At 75.4% G+C, this 1,899-nt stretch carries 2 protein-coding genes; one reads left to right on the top strand and one right to left on the bottom strand.

Going from position 1 to position 1,899, the window contains the following annotated elements:
- On the bottom strand, positions 1 to 645 hold a 645-nt coding region (locus DLJ47_RS31435), incomplete at its 3' end, for an NADH-quinone oxidoreductase subunit C (RefSeq protein ID WP_109905483.1).
- 147 nt (positions 646 to 792) lie between these two features.
- On the opposite strand from DLJ47_RS31435, the gene DLJ47_RS31430 reads away from it, so the two are divergent.
- The gene (locus DLJ47_RS31430) at positions 793 to 1,839 is read left to right on the top strand and encodes a glucose 1-dehydrogenase (protein ID WP_199236084.1); all 1,047 of its coding nucleotides are present in this window, start codon (positions 793 to 795) and stop codon (positions 1,837 to 1,839) included.
- Positions 1,840 to 1,899: the final 60 nt, after the last annotated feature.

The following is a 1,899-nucleotide window of genomic DNA, read 5'->3' as shown; positions in this document are numbered from 1 at the left end:
TTCCCGGGCCGGGCGGGCCGGGACCCCACCGCGCGGGCCCTCACCCGCCCCGCCGGCGCCCGCCGGTGTCGGCGTCGTGCCCCACTCGCCCGGCGCGGGCACCCCCGGCGGGCGGATCGGCCGGCGTCCGCCGCCCGCCTCGGACTCGCCCGGCTCCTTGGCGCCCGGCCACGGCTTGGCCACCCGGGAGGCCAGCACGAACTCCTTGCGCAGCGGATGCCCCTCGAACTCCGGCGGCAGCAGCAGCGGCCGCAACCCGGGGTGGCCGGCGAAGTCGATGCCGAACATCTCGTGCGTCTCCCGCTCGTGCCAACCGGCGCCGGGGTAGACGTCGACCACCGAGGCGACCGTCGGCGCCTCGCGGGGCACCCGGGTGCGCAGCAGCAGCCCGTGCCGGTGGGTGGTGGACCAGAGGTGGGCCACCACCGCGAAGCCCTCGGCCAGCTCGTCGACCGCGGAGAGCCAGTCGAAGAAGTCGCAGGCCAGCGCGGCGTCGTCGCGGGCGGCGCGGACCGCCTCCGCCCAGCTCGCCAGCGGTACGTCGACGGTGGCGCGGGCGTGCGCCTGACCGCCGGAGACCGACGGGGTGACCTCGGCGGGCGCGAGCAGCGCCACCACCCGCTGGCCGACCTCTTCCGGAGTCATGCGGCTGATCCTATGGCCTGCTCGGCCGGACGCGCCGGGCCGAGCCGGCCCGCCCGACAGGCACGGGCGGTACGGCTGCTGGCCCCGACGGGGCGATCTGCCGGCTTTGCCCGGCGGCGGACCGGCCGGCGGGGAAAGATGAGGCTCGTGCGCGCTGTGACTGTGACCCCCGGTACCGCCGGCTCGCTGTCGCTCGTCGAGGACTACCCCGAGCCGGCGACCGACGAGGGCTCGATCCTGGTCGAGGCCCTGGCGGTCGGCATCTGCGGCACCGACTACGAGATCATCGCCGGGCACTACGGCGAGGCGCCACCCGGCTTCGACCGCCTGGTGCTCGGGCACGAGTCGCTCGGCCGGGTGCTGGAGGACCCGACCGGCACCCTCCAGCCGGGCGACCTGGTGGCCGGGATCGTCCGCCACCCGGACCCGGTGCCCTGCCCGAACTGCGCGGTCGGCGAGTGGGACATGTGTCGCAACGGGCAGTTCACCGAGCACGGCATCAAAGCGCTGCCGGGCTTCGCCCGGGACCGCTGGCGGGTCTCGCCCCGGTTCGCCGTCGGGCTGGACCCGGCGCTGGGCCGGGTGGGCACGCTGCTCGAACCGACCAGCGTGGTGGCCAAGGCCTGGGACCACATCGAACGGATCGGGCACCGCGCCGAATGGCAGCCGCAGAGCGTGCTGGTCACCGGGGCCGGGCCGATCGGCCTGCTCGCGGCGCTGCTGGCCACCCAGCGCGGGCTCGCCGTGCACGTGCTCGACCTGGCCACCGAGGGGCCGAAGCCGGCGCTGGTCGGCGCGCTCGGCGCGACGTACCACTCGACGAAGGTCGACCAACTCGGCTTCGAGCCGGACGTGGTGATCGAGTGCACCGGCGCGCCGAGCGTGGTGATCGACGTGATGTGCCAGGCCGCCCCGACCGGCGTGATCTGCCTGGCCGGCGTCTCCAGCGGCGGCCGGACCATCGACCTCGACGCCGGGGCGTTGAACCGCACCCTGGTGCTGGAGAACAACGTGGTCTTCGGCTCGGTGAACGCGAACCGCCGGCACTGGGACATGGCCGCCGAGGCGCTGGCCCGGGCCGACCAGTCCTGGCTGGAGTCGCTGATCACCCGGCGGGTGCCGGTGGAGAGCTACGCCGAGGCGTACACGCCGGGGCCGGACGACATCAAGGTGGTGCTGGACTTCGCCGCCTGACCAGGCCTGACCGGGCTCAGACGGGCCGGGCGGGCCTGGTCAGGCGGCGAAGTCCAGCAC

Source organism: Micromonospora sp. S4605 (assembly GCF_003176715.1).
Classification (GTDB): Bacteria; Actinomycetota; Actinomycetes; order Mycobacteriales; family Micromonosporaceae; genus Micromonospora; species Micromonospora echinaurantiaca.
Note: the sequence above shows the minus strand (reverse complement) of the source record. Positions and strands in the feature narration are given on the sequence as shown.